General features: G+C 56.6%; 19 protein-coding genes and 1 pseudogene. 10 read left to right on the top strand and 10 right to left on the bottom strand.

The features are described 5' to 3' along the window. The first annotated feature begins 83 nt into the window (after window positions 1-83). On the top strand, window positions 84-281 hold the full coding sequence (locus HX824_RS26360) for a DUF1214 domain-containing protein (RefSeq protein ID WP_256347049.1): 198 nt from the start codon (window positions 84-86) through the stop codon (window positions 279-281). A gap of 53 nt (window positions 282-334) precedes the next feature. On the opposite strand, the gene HX824_RS26365 is transcribed toward HX824_RS26360, so the two are convergent. Continuing rightward, on the bottom strand, window positions 335-1798 hold the full coding sequence (locus tag HX824_RS26365; protein WP_177055481.1) for a DUF1254 domain-containing protein: 1464 nt from the start codon (window positions 1796-1798) through the stop codon (window positions 335-337). A gap of 323 nt (window positions 1799-2121) precedes the next feature. On the opposite strand from HX824_RS26365, the gene HX824_RS26370 reads away from it, so the two are divergent. Both HX824_RS26370 and HX824_RS26375 read left to right on the top strand, forming a co-directional pair. Further along, the gene (locus HX824_RS26370; RefSeq protein ID WP_177055482.1) at window positions 2122-2679 is read left to right on the top strand and encodes a lipocalin family protein; all 558 of its coding nucleotides are present in this window, start codon (window positions 2122-2124) and stop codon (window positions 2677-2679) included. 43 nt (window positions 2680-2722) lie between these two features. Beyond that, a complete protein-coding gene (locus HX824_RS26375) occupies window positions 2723-3247 on the top strand; it encodes a DUF3833 domain-containing protein (protein WP_177055483.1) in 525 nt (174 codons plus the stop codon). Between the two features lie 226 nt (window positions 3248-3473). Here HX824_RS26375 and HX824_RS26380 read toward each other — a convergent pair whose 3' ends face one another. Beyond that, on the bottom strand, window positions 3474-3866 hold the full coding sequence (locus HX824_RS26380; RefSeq protein ID WP_177055484.1) for a 4-oxalocrotonate tautomerase: 393 nt from the start codon (window positions 3864-3866) through the stop codon (window positions 3474-3476). A gap of 109 nt (window positions 3867-3975) precedes the next feature. On the opposite strand from HX824_RS26380, the gene HX824_RS26385 reads away from it, so the two are divergent. Beyond that, entirely contained in the window at window positions 3976-4842 is an 867-nt protein-coding gene (locus HX824_RS26385) for a LysR family transcriptional regulator (protein ID WP_177055485.1), read from the top strand. Window positions 4843-5325: 483 nt separating this feature from the next. Here HX824_RS26385 and HX824_RS26390 read toward each other — a convergent pair whose 3' ends face one another. Then, complete coding sequence (locus HX824_RS26390) at window positions 5326-5625, bottom strand: hypothetical protein (RefSeq protein WP_177055486.1); 300 nt, start codon at window positions 5623-5625, stop codon at window positions 5326-5328. A gap of 153 nt (window positions 5626-5778) precedes the next feature. Between HX824_RS26390 and HX824_RS26395 the strand changes: the two genes are divergently transcribed. Then, a complete protein-coding gene (locus tag HX824_RS26395) occupies window positions 5779-6078 on the top strand; it encodes a hypothetical protein (RefSeq protein WP_177055488.1) in 300 nt (99 codons plus the stop codon). A 52-nt stretch (window positions 6079-6130) separates the two neighbouring features. Here HX824_RS26395 and HX824_RS26400 read toward each other — a convergent pair whose 3' ends face one another. The 5 genes from HX824_RS26400 to HX824_RS26420 form a co-directional block, all read right to left on the bottom strand. After that, on the bottom strand, window positions 6131-6664 hold the full coding sequence (locus HX824_RS26400) for an HAD domain-containing protein (protein WP_177055490.1): 534 nt from the start codon (window positions 6662-6664) through the stop codon (window positions 6131-6133). Window positions 6665-6705: 41 nt separating this feature from the next. Further along, a complete protein-coding gene (locus HX824_RS33045; RefSeq protein ID WP_177055492.1) occupies window positions 6706-6897 on the bottom strand; it encodes an antitoxin VbhA family protein in 192 nt (63 codons plus the stop codon). Between the two features lie 59 nt (window positions 6898-6956). After that, window positions 6957-7520 carry a hypothetical protein gene (locus tag HX824_RS26410; protein WP_177055494.1) on the bottom strand — a complete coding sequence of 188 codons (564 nt, stop codon included), beginning with the start codon at window positions 7518-7520 and terminating at the stop codon, window positions 6957-6959. 78 nt (window positions 7521-7598) lie between these two features. Continuing rightward, on the bottom strand, window positions 7599-8003 hold the full coding sequence (locus tag HX824_RS26415; protein ID WP_177055496.1) for a hypothetical protein: 405 nt from the start codon (window positions 8001-8003) through the stop codon (window positions 7599-7601). 22 nt (window positions 8004-8025) lie between these two features. Next, the gene (locus tag HX824_RS26420; RefSeq protein WP_177055498.1) at window positions 8026-8331 is read right to left on the bottom strand and encodes a hypothetical protein; all 306 of its coding nucleotides are present in this window, start codon (window positions 8329-8331) and stop codon (window positions 8026-8028) included. Window positions 8332-8649: 318 nt separating this feature from the next. On the opposite strand from HX824_RS26420, the gene HX824_RS26425 reads away from it, so the two are divergent. Further along, on the top strand, window positions 8650-9114 hold the full coding sequence (locus HX824_RS26425) for a helix-turn-helix domain-containing protein (RefSeq protein ID WP_371319423.1): 465 nt from the start codon (window positions 8650-8652) through the stop codon (window positions 9112-9114). Between the two features lie 803 nt (window positions 9115-9917). On the opposite strand, the pseudogene HX824_RS26430 reads toward HX824_RS26425, so the two are convergent. After that, window positions 9918-10367 (bottom strand): annotated as a pseudogene (locus HX824_RS26430) (cation:proton antiporter); the annotation flags it as partial. Between the two features lie 213 nt (window positions 10368-10580). Here HX824_RS26430 and HX824_RS26435 point away from each other — a divergent pair. The 4 genes from HX824_RS26435 to HX824_RS26450 all read left to right on the top strand — a co-directional run bounded on the left by HX824_RS26435 (window position 10581) and on the right by HX824_RS26450 (window position 13696). Continuing rightward, the gene (locus HX824_RS26435; RefSeq protein ID WP_003219341.1) at window positions 10581-10943 is read left to right on the top strand and encodes an ArsC family reductase; all 363 of its coding nucleotides are present in this window, start codon (window positions 10581-10583) and stop codon (window positions 10941-10943) included. Between the two features lie 33 nt (window positions 10944-10976). After that, a complete protein-coding gene (dapD, locus tag HX824_RS26440; RefSeq protein WP_003219342.1) occupies window positions 10977-12011 on the top strand; it encodes a 2,3,4,5-tetrahydropyridine-2,6-dicarboxylate N-succinyltransferase in 1035 nt (344 codons plus the stop codon). Between the two features lie 69 nt (window positions 12012-12080). Then, window positions 12081-13286, top strand: a complete 1206-nt coding sequence (locus tag HX824_RS26445; RefSeq protein ID WP_003219343.1) for an aminotransferase class V-fold PLP-dependent enzyme — start codon at window positions 12081-12083, stop codon at window positions 13284-13286. After that, window positions 13283-13696: a SufE family protein gene (locus HX824_RS26450; protein WP_003219344.1), complete on the top strand. Its 414-nt coding sequence runs from the start codon at window positions 13283-13285 to the stop codon at window positions 13694-13696. The genes HX824_RS26445 and HX824_RS26450 overlap by 4 nt, the downstream gene beginning before the upstream one ends. A 102-nt stretch (window positions 13697-13798) precedes the next feature. Here the strand turns inward: HX824_RS26450 and tcdA are convergent, their stop codons facing one another. Further along, a complete protein-coding gene (gene tcdA, locus HX824_RS26455) occupies window positions 13799-14623 on the bottom strand; it encodes a tRNA cyclic N6-threonylcarbamoyladenosine(37) synthase TcdA (protein WP_167665521.1) in 825 nt (274 codons plus the stop codon). Window positions 14624-14763 lie beyond the last annotated feature (140 nt).

Here is a 14763-nt window from a genome sequence, read left to right on the forward strand (position 1 = left end):
CCAAGATTAGTAAAGCTGATAGATCTGCGTTAGGCGTACGAGTTCATCGATGACCTATTCCCTTTAAAAGTAAAAACTCCTACCTGAACAACCGTGCGATGAAATTCAACAAGGACGGCACCGTGACCGTTCACTACGGGCCAAAAGAGAAATGCGGTGAGGTCGCCAACTGGCTGCCAACGCCGGGCGACAATTGGTATCTGGGCATGCGCATCTATCGGCCCGGTGCAAGCGTAGTCAGTGGCAAATACACCATCCCGCAGCCGACAGAAATCAAATAATCGGCGAATCAAACAGGGCAGCGACTCGTTGCAAGTCGCGGCCCTGACATCGATCAATTCACACGGACAGCCGGTGGCGGCGTCCACTCACCGCTGAGCACTTCGGGCTTCGGCCAATAGGTGCGGATGGTCGTCTCGAATTCGCTTTTCGGCGCTGGCAGCCAGTTGGCTTCTTTGTCCTTGCCCGGCGAATCGTGCTGGATATACAGGGTCAGCGAGCCATCGGCATTGGTCTTCATGCTCTTGCTGTTCTTGGTGCCGAGGGAATAGCGCTTGAGGTCGTTGGGCGCAAAGAAATGCTGCGGGTCGTACATGGTCAACGACCAGAAACCATTGGCGGGCGGTGTCTTGCCTTTGGGGAAAGTGATGGTATAGCGGTGGTCACCATTAAGACGCTCGCCCTTGTCGTCCACTTCGAGGAAGAAGTAGCGCGTCTCCTCGGGCTGGTTGGTGTACATGTTCGACTTGGCGGTGGCCGTGCGGCTGAGGTAATCGTTGCCCCAACGCGCCACGTTGGTCGGTGAGTTCCAGCCATTGGGTAGGCGTGAGCCATTGGTGCGGAAAGCGAACAGCGGGGTGATGGCCTTGTCTTCGGTCTCGACCGCCGCTTTGACGATGGCGTCCTTGATCGCCGAGTCTTTGTTCGCCGCTTCGAGCAACGCCTTGATCATCGCGTAACGGCTCTCTTCGCCGGCCAGCGGTGGCACCTTGGCCAGGACTTCCGGCAACTGGTCGAAGAAAGTCTCCGGGATCACCCAGCGCGACTCGGCGGAGGTTTTCTCGGCCTGCGGGAAGTGCGGCGTGGCCTTCCAGTCCTTGGTCACGGTTTTGCCGGTGTACTTGCTCAACGGGTAGATGACCATTTGATTGAGCACAGGCTGAATGGCTTTGCGGTCTTCGTCGCTGTCGTCAAGGAACGCCCGTGGGCCGGCTGCAACCAGTTCGGTGGGAGACTTGATGACCTGCGTGATGCCCTCGGGCACCTTGCCTTTCCAGTTCGGCCCGACCACCAGATAGTTGCCGGGCTTAGTGCCGTATTGTTTACCCAGTTTGGAGAACTCTTCACTGCGTGCATCGTAGAGCGCATACACCCAGAAGCGATCACCGAAGTCCGGCACCTGCAACACCATCGGGTCGTCGTCGGTGGCGCCATAACCAAAGCCATACACCACGTCCTGGTTCGGATGCGCGACCCAGCGTTGTTCCGGCGAAATATAGCCGGTGAGCAGACTGACATAGCCCGTCGGCGCTGCCGGCAAAATGCCGCCGATCAATCCCGGCTCCGGCGCCTTGGCAAACGAGGCGCGACGATTGAAAGCGTTGACCAGCGGCCAGCCCCACAAATAGGTGTCCTGCGCGATGATCGCAGCACTCGAAGGGGTAATCACGGTGCCTGTCGGAACACCCGGCACCTCAGCAGCAGGCTTGCCCGAGGAGTTCTCACCAGCCTGAACACCTGCGCTCAGAACCGCCAACATTGCAAGGGCCAGCAAGGAATAGGTGAATGCATTTTTCATCGGGTTCAAGCTCCATTTGGGTAATCGGTAAACGTTCCCTCGTACTCAAGTGGGGGAAACAAGCCGTGTGACAAACCATCGACTCGACTGATAACCCTAGTCGGATTTCGAAGATGTGAAAGAAAGCAGCCGTTCCGAGAGAGCGCTTATGAGTATTCAGGCAGGAACGAGAATGTCCCCTTTGCCCTGATAGTGGCCCATCGCGAAAGGCAGCAATCGGCCATTGCCAACAGTGAACGCCGCCATCAAGAAATCGATAGCACTTTTCACACCCACTTACCTCCAATGACATGTGTGTTTCTCGTGACAACTTGGAGGTCTCTATGTCGATACGCAAGATCGTTCTGCTTTCCTGCCTGGGTGTGGCACTCGCTGGGTGTGCTGGCTCACGCCAAGAGTCCCCTCCGACAACCATGCAAGTCGACCTGCAAAAATACCAGGGCACCTGGTACGAGCAGGCCAGGTTGCCTATGTTCTTCCAGCGCAATTGCCAGCAATCAGAAGCTCATTACGGTCTGCGTGATGATGGCCGCATTGACGTCACCAATCGTTGCAGGGAACAGGATGGCGAATGGAAAGAGGTACGCGGAATTGCCGAATCGCAGCAGCCAGGCAAGACAGACAAGCTTTGGGTGCAATTTGATAACTGGTTCAGCAGCATCGCGCCAGGAATAACCAAAGGCGAGTATTGGGTACTTTACCACGACCCCGCTTACCAGTTCGCACTGGTCGGCCACCCGAACCGGGAATATCTCTGGGTACTTTCGCGCGCCCCTGAAATTAACGGCGTCAACCGCGAACAGCTGCTGAAAATTGCTCAGCAACAAGGGTATGACACCAGCAAACTGATCTGGCGTCCGGCAGATCCGACCAAACCTTAGTCAGCAGGGCTACTTAAGCCCTGAGACCGTTGAGGAAATGCGCATGCTCAAGAGATGGATACTACTGTTATGCATTGGCCTTGCAAGTTGCAGTCGGGTGGATGTGCATACCTACAGCCAAGAGACGCCCACGCTTGAGTTGCGCGAATTCTTCGAGGGCCGGGTCGAAGCGTGGGGTATGTTTCAAAAGCGCTCGGGCGAAGTAACAAAGCGCTTTCATGTGGTCATCAATGGCCACTCCGAAGGCCGCAGGCTGATCCTCGACGAGTCGTTTACCTACAGCGACGGTACTACGCAAAAACGCGTGTGGACGCTAACCCCTGCGGGCCATGGCCAATGGCGCGGAACCGCTGGCGACGTGGTGGGCGAGGCGCTTGGTGAGGTGTCAGGCAATGCACTGCGCTGGAAATATGTGCTGAACCTTTCGGTGGATGGCAAGGAGTACCAGGTTCACCTAGACGACTGGATGTACCTGATGGACAAGAACACCATGATAAATCGCTCGTTCATGAGCAAATTCGGTGTGGAGGTCGGCCAGATCACCTTGTTCTTCCGCAAGCAGCCTTGAGGTTGCGGGGAACTGTCCCTTGATGGCACTGCTGCGGATGTCTCAGTGAACATAGTCGTTTGAACCGCTCATGGCCGTTTTCAGACTGTCGCGACCGGCAGCAATCGGCCAGAAGCGGACGGTCGCGACTGACCGCTTTCGACCCATAGCGGTCATCCCACTGAAGTCGCCATGCTGGTTCGATGCCTATGTGAAGTCGAACAGCACCAACGCGGCGGACGGGCTCTCAAGGGTGGTGAAGCTTGTACTCCTGGCTCAACCCGCCATAGCCGTAGGCGCTGGCGCGGCAGTCGATCACATGTATGTTTGAGTGCGGGTGTACATTTCCTATTTCTTTGGCCAGCAACTCGAAAGCCTCATGCTGATAGCGCGCTTTCTGGGCCTTGGTATTGGTTTCATCCGTGATTGTGACCTCCAGACGGAACGAGTTGCGTCCTTGTTCAGCCAGTGAAAGGTTCTCGATGAACCAAAGTTCATGAGGCAGGAACTGCACCATCACCAATGTCTGTTCCGGTCGCTTTTCCAGTACTTCACAGGTCAAGGCGGTGAGTTTGGGGACGATGCTATGTACTAGTTCAAGGTTCGAATCACCAGAAATCTTGAGTGTAATACCGGGCATGTTGAACTCCTTTGCGAGCAATGAATGTCCAGTAAAGAGTAAGAAGTTGCGTTGATGCTGAAAAGCCGGAAGATATGCATTCATCTATCGGAAAAACGGCAGGATCAACATGCGCCCCTTTGACCTGGATCTCTTGCGTTCCTTCACCGTTGCCATGGCTTCCGGCAGTCTTTCGGAGGCCGCGCCGCACCTGTGCCGGTCGCAATCAGCGCTGAGCGAACAATTACGCAAGCTGGAAGCATTCACCGGTGTAACGCTGCTGGAGCGGGGCAAAAAGGGTGTCCGGCCTACGCCCGCAGGGGAGCGATTGATGGTGCATGCACGAGAACTGTTGGCCATGAGTGATCGCGCTCTTGAAGACGTACGCGGAGTGACGTTTGCCGGCGAATTGAGATTGGCGATCACCGACTACTTCTTGCCCGTTTCGATTGCCGAGTTGTTGAAGCAACTGCGCCTGAGATATCCACGCCTTCGACTGCATGTGTCGGTGCGAAAGAGTATGCAGATAGAGAACGGTGCAGATGCAGGCGACTTCGATATCGGCCTTTCAATGCGAATACTTGATGGCCGCAGCCTTCCCGAGGGCATCCCGGTACGTCGGGAAGCATTGCATTGGGTATCAGCCATGGGGTCTGAGCCGAGGAACGAAGAAAATAGCGCGTTGCCACTATTGGTGCTACCGCAGGGATGCAGTCTCCAACGCCTTACCCGAGAGACGCTGGACGCACATAAGGTGCCTTATGTAATTGCCCATTCCGCGTCCGGAGTAGCAGGGCTGCAATCAGCACTGATGGCGGGGCTGGGGGTCGCTTGCCTGAATGCCTCGGCTGTGCCGGTGGGCGCAGAGATTTGCCGGCCAGCCTTCCTGTTACCGGCTTTGCCCGACGTTGAGTTCAGCCTGTTGCCTGCGCGTACTGGCGAGTCTGATTTGGTCGGTGCTGTCCGGGAAATGCTTGCCAGCAAATTTGGGGAATGAGTGACAAATCCCTGAAGCGAAGACGCCGGGTTTTGGACGTAATGGGGGGCACAGTGAAGAGGCTGCTTTTGGCCGAAAGCGGCCAATTGCAAGATTCCGATCTGACCACTAAAGAAAGCTGGAACTGTATAGCTCCAAACCGGATCCCCGAATCCCCATTTTCTCGGCAAGTTCTACCGCTGCCAGACTCGCCAAAGTCCGCAGACGCTCACTCCGCGAGCGCACCGGCACCCAGCTTGCATCGTTAAACGAGTCTGTAATTGGGTTGGAGCTGCTGTAGCTCGTTTCAGATCAATGCATCTATGAAGGAGGTGCGCCTTAGCATGCCGGTTAATTGCTCTCGCCTAGGGAGAATTTGTTTCCCAGGGCAGATTCCAAAGGATGAGGCGGATAGGCGAGTTTTCCGGCGTTTAGCCTTAATTCCGCAGCACGTTCAATCGGGAAATGGGGTGAGGTAATCCCACCAACGGGACGTGGGCGCTTTCAGTCGTCTCCCCAAGGATCGAATTTGTCCCCATACCTAGCGTGTAAAGCACGATTGCGTTCGATCCTCCAGATCCACGGATCGTAGTCCTCTGGCAATGCGGCGAGTTTGGCGCTGATGATCATTTGCACCGTTTCATCACGCAGCAACCTATGGGTCAGCTCGCGGTATTCGCCACGCGTAACCACACCATAAGTGGCGTGATTTTCTTTTACGTAGAGGTCGGTCAATCCCACTCGCAGATGGCCGTATTTTTCTACGTCATCGGGGTAGACGTCCTCAAGGCTAAGGTGCCCCATATCGAATTCCTGGTTTCAAAGCCGCCATCGAAAGCCTGCGCCATCATTGAAATCGTTCCTTCGCGACAGCGCCTACGTAAGCCAGCCAGCAGCAGGCCATTAAGTGTGCGCATGATAACCTCGGCATAGACATAACTGTTCTGAGAGTCCGCTTTGAACACACCTGACGCACGTGCCGATTTCAACACCCTGATCAACGCTCCAAAGTTTTCGGACGACCCAGTCGGGCAGCACCAAAAGAAACGGTGGCTACTGCTGGCTGAAAACATTTACCAAAGCACCACAATGGAGGCACTGCTCGAAGCGAGAGGCAAAGCGGAAGGCTACATCTATGGCCTAATGGACGCCGGTCACCTCTCGACCAAGGACTACGAGCGTGATTTCCTAATTCTGTGCATCGCTCAAAGGCGGCGTGACTTTCTGCGCAAATTGCTGAAAGATTACGGTTACTGAAGAAATAAACTCATGCCTTAGCAGCAATCCCAAAGCGTCTCAGGGCATGTTTTTACGTCCCCATCAAGGCTCTCAGCTTGAGCCGTAGTTCCTCCTGGATCGGTACTGAGCTAAGGCCCAAGTCAGGATCAGTCCGAATCAACCGTCGATCGTGGTCTGGCCAACTTTCAAAAGGATCGTCATCCAAGGCGAGCCAATTCGTCAGGCCTGCCCTGGTTGCTGCAGCACGGATCTGCTGATAGCGGCTGTACATGTCATAGCCCTCAAAAGGCGCCTTGGGCATTCTTGAATGCCATGTACTGCTCACGGTGAGATCCTGCAACTCGGGCGGCAAGGCAGCGCGTGCACGGCGGTAACCGAGGATGCGCACCCAGCTTGTCGATAAGCTGATTTTGACTTGAGGAAACTCCTTCAGTATCGCTACCAGTATTCCGGCATGCATCATGAGTTGTCCGGGTGCACGCAATTCCAAACCACTCCTGGTACGGTATACGTCGTCCGGATGCAGCACCCCGTCAAAATCGAGAAACAGTATTCGGTCATTCGGCTTCAGCCGGCTGCTTGTCGGGCGGTTCGAATCAAGCATGGTGAAGATCTCTCAAACCGGCCTTCTCGGAAGTTAACTGCTTACGGAGGACACTGCCGTATGCACTCAATCAACTCCTCCAGTAGCTCGTCAAGACTGACTAGGCCATCCGCATATCGCTGCATCTCAGCAAGGTGCGTAGAGGAAGGCCTCACACCTTCTAGTGCCTGACAACCAAGAACCTCAGCCACTGCTTTGCGACGTCTCTCGCGCTCGAGATCATCGGTCTGCACGTGCCAGCCCTCCTTCGTTTAGAAAGCCTCCACCAAAGGGGAAGCGTGGTATGAAGTACTTACTTAAAGGCCTTACTGAAGCGTTGAGACAGCGTTGCAGCATCAATCACTGCCCAGCTCTCCGGATCAATGCTCATCCTGATCCAATTGATCGCAAGTCCCACCATAACCAACCCGGCCAAGACCCCTTCCCAGAACGCCCAAACGAAAGTTGTCCGAACTAGGTAATCCGGGTCAATGCTCCCGGAAACTAGATGAATCGGATAGGGAGAAAGAAAGCAGCCCGCAACAGCCACAGCAACCATGAGGGGAACTGCAGCAGCAACGATCAGGATTGGGACTTTGATCTGGAGCTGCCTAGCCGCCACGAGTTTCCCATTGGAGCCCTTCACGGCGTAGATGATGGCTTTGTTCTCCGTCTTGTCTTTTTTCTTCGTGAAGATGCCGTACAGGGTCACTCGCTCCCCCGCCTCAATCTCTTCAAATATCTTTCCTGGCAGCAATACATTCGGCAACACCTGCCCATCGATAACGATGCGCGCGGTCACAGTTCCCTCCTGGGCGGCAATCACTCTTGGCTTCTCGATCACTCCAGTGACCTGCCGGCAATCAAATCGAATCAAAACGTGCTCCTGCAATTTTCTAAAGGCGTAGCCGAACGCACTGCCTGAATGACAGCGTGGGTAAAACTGTTAGTTCAGTTACGCTCTAAACGAGAAAACGGTACTCAGTGCTGCGGGCTTTCTCACACCATCACCAAGCAATAGGTAGACGGTGCTTTTGGTTTCAAACATGCACGGGTGGTCATGCGAAACTCCAAAATTTGTGCGCACAAAGTGGCCGGGAGAAAAACGTCGGCGGCTATCCAGGACGACCTCATGGGAGTAGACAGCTTTGGGTAGCAGCCCCATTGATGCGAGACGATCCTGCTCCGCCTGTGTGAGCTGGAGATCAGCGATGATCCATTGCTTCACTAGGCAGAAAGGCTTCCCCGGAAAAGTCTGTTCGGCAAGCCCTATTAATTCTTCTTGCGCGCCATGCCAACCATGAACGACTTCCCCACTTCCATAAAAAAACTGAGCGACTTCATCAAGGGTTACTGACATGGCGTCTCCCGTGTTGGAACCATCATTTGCGTGCACTGGTGTAGATATGGCCCGTGCCGGTTATGAACTCGTAGACCGGGTTTTCCTCGGTACCAGCTTGAATGCGAATTTCAGAGAGAAGCTCCATTACGTATGACCCCTGCTCGCGCTTTGTGGGTGGAAGGATGAGATGAATGTTCGTCACAATCATGAACTCACCCTGCTCCGCTGCACGCATCATTTGTACGGTTTCCACATCCGTAACTAGATGCGCAACCGGGCTGAAGTCTCCATCCTCTAATCCCATTCCCTCAATCAGAAACGAGTACTCGCACCGACTGATATCCATGGATTTCCAGAGCATTCGAATCCCGTCTGGAGTTTTAAATTGCCCCTGCAAATTGCTGCTATTGGTTACAAACACTGCAGATAAACCCCATTCCAAATCCTGCCAAGCTCTGAATAGGCTCAGCGTAAGGCAGACCTCGATTGACCCTGCTCATGCTTCTGGCAACCGGATAGGGATGCTGCCGAAAGGCACGCGATTCCTTGGCGGTATACATCCGATTGGATGGCAATCATAAGCAAATATCCCACCATTAACAATTAATGATATTTGGTGGGCCATTGCGAGTATGGCTCTATCCTTCATTTTGAGAAACTGAACGTGAAGGAAGAGCTAGCCGTCACGCTGCGCGCCATCCGGCAAATGAAAGGATTGGGATATGAGGCCCTTGCGGGAACCATCAGCCAGAGCAACCTCAGCTTGCTGGAGCAAGGGAAAATCCAAGCGACGCTACCGACCCTCGTCAAGATCGCCGAAACGCTCGATATCAACCTTCTGACTCTATTGGCGTTGTGCTTGGCGATCCGTGACAAAGAGGCTCCTGAACATTTGATAAAAAATGCGCAGAAAGAGCTTCAAGGCTTCATCGAATCGGGTGGCCTTAAAATCATGGAGGATCAGATTCAAGACGGCGCATTGAAAAAGCGCTCTCGAGGAACTCGAGCGGATGCTCAGAGGGTGAGCGCCGTTGTTGAACTGAAAAAGCGGGGTCTGACGCAAGCTGAAGCTGCGCGTGAACTAGGTTTGCCGACATCGACTGTTCAGCGGTATTGGCAAAAGGGATAGGCCGTTAAAGGCGAAACGTCCACCATGAAGCGCCTCATCATCGCCTCATCCATCTACGTTTCTATACGGGATCGAGCGCGTCAGTGAACCTAGTGACATGCGGGTTTTGACTTTTATCATCGTCATTTAAGCACAACATTCCACGCACGATTGATTCGGGGACGACGGCTGGCTTTGGGAAAATTTGAGTCCTAGGAATGCGAAAAGCAAAAGCGGATATTGCTGCTGCGGCGACGCCCTCTGAATAAAGCACAACCTTCTGAGCCATACCATCCTCAATCATGTGATTGATCTCAAGGATGCTAATGGGCGAGATTTGGATCGCCTTCAACATTATCTAATGTCAACTGGAACAAGAATTCGCAAGTTATACCGCTCGAGAACGACAACGAAAAACCGCACTATCTCCCCCCCCCTACGGTCAAAGCTCACAGCTACTGGCCTACCGAACCCCGAATGGCTCTCGTTGATAAGGTCGCGCAAGCTTGTAGTGACTAAAATCCGTGATTCCTATAACTCCAGCTGACACACAAAAAACCTTCATTTTTTTAAGTAACCACTGCGGAAATTGTGGGCATCAGTGCAGGACGACTGAGATCCACTCTGTGAGCGCCGTGGGATTTCTTTGCCCTCGAGTTACTGGGTGGGCAGGACGGTTAGGCCTGAAGCCTTATAGAGAACTAATTACCCGGATATTGCTGGTGTCCATTTCTTCATGCTGCGAGATGGACACTCTTCTATTGAGCAAGACCCAAGCAAACCGGGGCTTTGGTGGTGTCTGTCGGTACGTCACATAGGGGGTATAGCGACTCGCCCTGGAGCATGTGCATCAGTGGCGTCGGCAACCGATTCTGGGAAATGGCCGACACCGCCACGGCATCCGTCGGCGACAACACGGCCGCCAGGGCGAAGGCCACCGGCAGGGGAATACTCGGCAACAACCAGTGAATGAAGTAACCGGCACCCACCACTGTAAACAGCACCAACCCCACCGCCAGCGTCAGGATCGGCCCGCGCAGGCGCCACAATTCACGCTTGGGCATGCGCCAGCCATCAGAGAACAGCAGCGGCGGCAGAAACAGGAAAAGAAACAACTCAGGGTCCAGGGCGACATGCAGCCCCAGGGTCGGCCAGGCCAGCAACGCACCGGCGGCGATCTGCACCAGTGGCAACGGCAGTGGGATGATACGCCCGACAAGGCGCGAAACGCTGACCAGCATCAGCAGGATAAGTACGGTGTAGGCGGTTTGCATAACGCGGGATTCCCAGACAATCAACTTGCAACAACACACATCAGGCAACAACTCGCCGTTGAAGTGCCATATTAGCCGCCTATGCTGCGCGATGGCCTTTGCACAAAAGTCGCACACGAGCAAAACGTAAGTGTGACGAGCGGCGCCGAAAGCCGCTGGCCATGGCATAATCCGTGACCTTTAATCTGCGTGAGCCCAAAGGGGGGCAATTCCTTGACCGCTTCAAGCAAAACGTTGCACCTTTTCGGCATCAAAGCCTGCGACACCATGAAAAAGGCGCGCACCTGGCTCGATGAGCACGCTATCCAGTATGAGTTTCATGACTACAAGACGGCCGGTATCGACCGCGAACACTTGACCCAATGGTGCAATGAGCACGGTTGGCAGGTGGTTTTGAACCGTGCGGGCACCACCTTTCGCAAACTCGAAGACGAACGCAAAGCCGATCTCGACCAAGCGAAAGCCATTGAATTGATGCTCGCGCAACCCTCGATGATCAAGCGCCCGGTGCTTGATCTCGGTGACAAAACCCTGATTGGCTTCAAGCCAGATAGCTATTCGGCGGCCCTCAAGTAGGCCAGCCCACTCCATTTTTGTAGAGGTAACAGCATGTCCAATTCCCTGTTCAGCCTGGGCTTCGGCGTCGGCACTCAGAACCGCCAAGGTGCTTGGCTGGAAGTGTTTTACGCACAACCGCTGCTCAATCCATCGGCTGAAATCATCGCGGCCATCGCGCCGATCCTCGGTTACACCGAAGGCAACCAGGCGATCACTTTCACCGTCACCCAGGCCCTGCAACTGGCTGACGCGCTCAAGGGCGTCGACGCTGCCCAAGCCGCCCTGTTGAGCCGCCTGGCTGAAAGCCACACGCCGCTGGTCGCCACCCTGCTGGCCGAAGACGCCGCACTGACCTCCACGCCTGAGGCCTACCTCAAGCTGCACCTGCTGTCCCATCGCCTGGTCAAGCCTCACGGCCTGAGCCTGGCCGGTGTGTTCCCGCAGTTGCCGAACGTGGCCTGGACCAGCCAGGGCGCAATCGACATCAATGAGCTGGCCGAGCGTCAACTGGAAGCGCGCCTGCGTGGCGACCTGCTGGAAGTGTTCTCGGTGGACAAGTTCCCGAAGATGACCGACTACGTGGTGCCGAGCGGCGTGCGTATCGCTGATGCCGCGCGCATCCGCCTGGGCGCCTACGTGGGCGAAGGCACTACCGTGATGCACGAAGGTTTCGTCAACTTCAACGCCGGTACCGAAGGCCCGGGCATGATCGAAGGCCGCGTGTCGGCTGGCGTGTTCGTCGGCAAGGGTTCGGACCTGGGCGGCGGTTGCTCCACCATGGGCACCCTGTCGGGTGGCGGCAACATCGTGATCAAGGTCGGCGAAGGCTGCCTGATCGGCGCCAACGCCGGTATCGGTATCCCGTTGGGCGACCGCAACACCGTGGAGTCGGGCCTGTACGTGACCGCCGGCACCAAGGTTGCGCTGCTGGACGAGCAGAACCAGCTGGTCAAGGTGGTCAAGGCCCGCGAGCTGGCCGGCCAACCGGACCTGCTGTTCCGCCGCAACTCCGAGACCGGTGCCGTGGAGTGCAAAACCCACAAATCGGCCATCGAACTGAACGCAGCGCTGCACGCTCACAACTAAGCAGCGACTCGATGCCACTAACGGCCCGCACCTGACCGGTGCGGGCCGTTTATACGAGTCTTGATCACCATGCTTGTGCCCTCTCCCTGGCGCGCCGATTTTCCGGCCATCGCCACCCTGCAACGGCAAGACCAGACCTATCTGGACAACGCCGCCACCACGCAAAAACCTCAAGCCCTGCTGGACGCCATCAGCCATTACTACGCCAATGGCGCAGCCAATGTGCACCGTGCCCAGCACTTGCCGGGCGCCCATGCGACCCAGGCTTTCGAGGACAGTCGCAGCAAGGTGGCACAGTGGCTGAACGTCGGTGACGAGGGGCAAATCATCTTCACCCACGGCGCGACATCGGCGCTGAACCTCCTGGCTTATGGCCTTGAGCACCTATTCAACCCGGGCGACGAGATTGTCATCAGCGCCCTGGAGCACCACGCCAACCTGCTGCCGTGGCAGCAACTGGCAAAGCGTCGCGAGCTGGCGCTGGTGGTACTGCCGCTTGACGATGACGGCTTGATCGACCTGCAAGCCGCCGCCCAACTGATCGGCCCGCGCACCCGCCTGCTGGCGGTGAGCCAACTGTCCAATGTGCTTGGCGCCTGGCAGCCGTTGCCGCAACTGCTGGCGCTGGCCAAGGCCCACGATGCACTGACGGTGGTCGATGGCGCCCAGGGCATCGTGCATGGTCGCCATGATATGCAGGCCCTGGGCTGCGACTTCTACGTGTTTTCCAGCCATAAACTCTACGGGCCGGACGGCGTCGGCGTGCTGTATGGCCGCACCGAAGCCCTGCATCACCTGCGCCACTGGCAGTTTGGGGGCGAGATGGTGCAGCAGGCTGATTATCAAAGCGCCAGTTTCCGCCCGGCGCCCCTCGGTTTCGAAGCCGGGACTCCGCCGATCGCCAGCGTGATCGGCCTGGGGGCAACCCTGGATTACCTGAGTTCCCTGGACCAGCAGGCGGTGACGGCTCACGAAGCCGCCCTGCACGACTACCTGTTGCGTGGCTTGCAAGCGCGCAATGGCGTGCGCTTGCTGGGGTCGCCGCACGTCGCCCTGGCCAGCTTCGTGGTGGAAGGCGTGCACAACGCCGACCTCGCCCACTTGCTGACCGAACAAGGGATTGCGGTGCGCGCTGGCCACCATTGTGCGATGCCGCTGCTCAAGCAGATGGGATTGTCGGGGGCGATTCGGGTGTCATTGGCGCTGTACAATGACTCCGATGACCTGGAGCGCTTTTTTGAAGCGCTGGATCAAGCCCTGGATATGTTGCGATGAGCTTGCCGACTGAGGCCGTTGTCGCGCTGGAAGCGTTCCAGGCAGTCGGCAGTTGGGAGCAACGGGCCCGCCTGCTGATGCAATGGGGCGAGCGGCTGCCCGCCTTGCCGGACGAAGACAAGGTAGACGTCAACCTGGTGCAGGGCTGTGAAAGCCTGGTGTGGCTGGTGGGGCGCTTGCAGGATGGGCATTGGCAGTTTGCCGCCAGCAGCGATGCACGGCTGATACGCGGGCTGGTGGCGTTGTTGCTGGCGCGGGTCAACGGTGTGTCTGCCGCCGAACTGCAAGCCGTCGACTTGCCCGGCTGGTTTGAGCAACTGGGCCTGTCGCGGCAGTTATCGCCGTCGCGCAGCAATGGGTTGAATGCGGTGCTGCAGCGCATGCGGGAGTTGAGCCTTATACAAAACTAAATGTGGGAGCGGGCTTGCTCGCGAAGGCGGTGTATCAGTCGACCTGTCTGGTGACTGACACTCCGCCTTCGCGAGCAAGCCCGCTCCCACATTTTGATCTTTTCAGGGTGCAGAGATCGGTGTTGCCTGAACTCTGTCAGCAGGCCGGCGCACCCCGGCCACTATCTTGTCCACCGCCTTGGTCGCGGCCACCATGCCGAAGGTCGCAGTCACCATCATCACCGCGCCAAACCCGCCGGCACAGTCCAGCTTCACGCCATCCCCGACAAAACTCTTCTGCAAACAGATGCTGCCGTCCGGCTTCGGGTAACGCAGCTGTTCGGTGGAGAACACGCAGGGCACGCTGTAGTGGCGGGTCACAGTGCGGGAGAAGCCATAGTCGCGACGCAACGTGGAGCGCACCTTCGACGCCAGCGGGTCATTGAACGTACGGTTCAAGTCACACACCTGAATCAACGTCGGATCAATCTGCCCGCCCGCGCCGCCGGTGGTGATGATCTGGATCTTGCGCCGCTTGCACCAGGCAATCAGTGCGGCCTTGGCGTTCACACTGTCGATGCAGTCGATCACGCAATCGATATTGGGCGTGATGTACTCGGCCATCGTCTCGCGGGTCACGAAATCCGCCACCGCGTGCACGGTGCAATCCGGGTTGATGCCTTTCAGGCGCTCGGCCATGACCTCGACCTTGGCCTTGCCCACCGTGCTGTCCAGCGCATGCAGCTGGCGGTTGCTGTTGCTGACGCATACATCATCGAGGTCAAACAGCGAAATCTCGCCCACGCCGCAGCGAGCGATGGCTTCCGCCGCCCACGAACCCACCCCGCCCACGCCGACGATGGCCACATGGGCCGCCTTCAGGCGCTCCAGGCCTTCAATGCCATACAAGCGGGCGACGCCGGCAAACCGTGGATCTTCTGTACTCATGACCATTACCCCAAAAACCGGCGCGCATTATAGGGCTACACAGCGACAAGTTTTAAACTACAAGCTACAAGTAAGAGAACTTACGACGAGTTGCACTGCCCAATGTCCGGTTTTTCCCGGCTTGCTGTACGGTCGGTGAA

The organism is Pseudomonas sp. D4002 (genome assembly GCF_013385665.1).
Classification (GTDB): Bacteria; Pseudomonadota; Gammaproteobacteria; order Pseudomonadales; family Pseudomonadaceae; genus Aquipseudomonas.

Excerpts from the sequence above, each read along its gene's own strand:
- HX824_RS26365 (WP_177055481.1), bottom strand. The coding sequence starts at position 1,798 with ATGAAAAATGCATTCACCTATTCCTTGCTGGCCCTTGCAATGTTGGCG.
- HX824_RS26415 (WP_177055496.1), bottom strand. The coding sequence starts at position 8,003 with ATGTCAGTAACCCTTGATGAAGTCGCTCAGTTTTTTTATGGAAGTGGG.
- HX824_RS26450 (WP_003219344.1), top strand. The coding sequence starts at position 13,283 with ATGAGCTTGCCGACTGAGGCCGTTGTCGCGCTGGAAGCGTTCCAGGCA.
- HX824_RS26375 (WP_177055483.1), top strand. The coding sequence starts at position 2,723 with ATGCTCAAGAGATGGATACTACTGTTATGCATTGGCCTTGCAAGTTGC.
- dapD (WP_003219342.1), top strand. The coding sequence starts at position 10,977 with ATGTCCAATTCCCTGTTCAGCCTGGGCTTCGGCGTCGGCACTCAGAAC.
- HX824_RS26420 (WP_177055498.1), bottom strand. The coding sequence starts at position 8,331 with ATGGATATCAGTCGGTGCGAGTACTCGTTTCTGATTGAGGGAATGGGA.
- HX824_RS26400 (WP_177055490.1), bottom strand. The coding sequence starts at position 6,664 with ATGCTTGATTCGAACCGCCCGACAAGCAGCCGGCTGAAGCCGAATGAC.
- HX824_RS26385 (WP_177055485.1), top strand. The coding sequence starts at position 3,976 with ATGCGCCCCTTTGACCTGGATCTCTTGCGTTCCTTCACCGTTGCCATG.
- HX824_RS26445 (WP_003219343.1), top strand. The coding sequence starts at position 12,081 with ATGCTTGTGCCCTCTCCCTGGCGCGCCGATTTTCCGGCCATCGCCACC.
- tcdA (WP_167665521.1), bottom strand. The coding sequence starts at position 14,623 with ATGAGTACAGAAGATCCACGGTTTGCCGGCGTCGCCCGCTTGTATGGC.
- HX824_RS26370 (WP_177055482.1), top strand. The coding sequence starts at position 2,122 with ATGTCGATACGCAAGATCGTTCTGCTTTCCTGCCTGGGTGTGGCACTC.
- HX824_RS26380 (WP_177055484.1), bottom strand. The coding sequence starts at position 3,866 with ATGCCCGGTATTACACTCAAGATTTCTGGTGATTCGAACCTTGAACTA.
- HX824_RS26390 (WP_177055486.1), bottom strand. The coding sequence starts at position 5,625 with ATGGGGCACCTTAGCCTTGAGGACGTCTACCCCGATGACGTAGAAAAA.